This window comes from Fulvivirga aurantia (genome assembly GCF_009711475.1).
GTDB lineage: Bacteria > Bacteroidota > Bacteroidia > Cytophagales > Cyclobacteriaceae > Fulvivirga > Fulvivirga aurantia.
The window spans coordinates 1-341 of sequence record NZ_SMMD01000060.1 but is presented as its reverse complement, the minus strand read 5'-3'; the positions used below and the strand labels follow the sequence as shown (position 1 = coordinate 341).

At 36.7% G+C, this 341-nt stretch carries 1 pseudogene; it reads left to right on the top strand.

Annotated elements, in window-relative coordinates:
- Positions 1 to 58 precede the first annotated feature (58 nt).
- Positions 59 to 341, top strand: a pseudogene (locus tag E1176_RS00095) (YggS family pyridoxal phosphate-dependent enzyme); the annotation flags it as partial.

Genomic DNA, 341 nt, shown 5'->3' with positions numbered 1-341 from the left:
AAAAGAAGTAAACAAACAGGCCAAAAAAAATGATAGAACCATCAAATGCTTACTTCAGATGCATATTGCCAAAGAAGAAAGTAAATTTGGTTTAGACGAAAATGAGCTTTTCGAGCTGTTAGCATCTGATAATTTAAAGAACTTCGAAAATGTAGAGGTAATAGGGCTAATGGGTATGGCTACTTTTACTGACAACAAAGAGCAGGTAAGAGAAGAATTCAAGTCTCTTAAGGACATTTTTGATAGAGCAAAAAGTCAACCCCTTCCACAAAACACAAAGATGACAGAGCTCTCGATGGGCATGAGTGGTGATTATGAAACAGCCATTGAAGAAGGAAGCA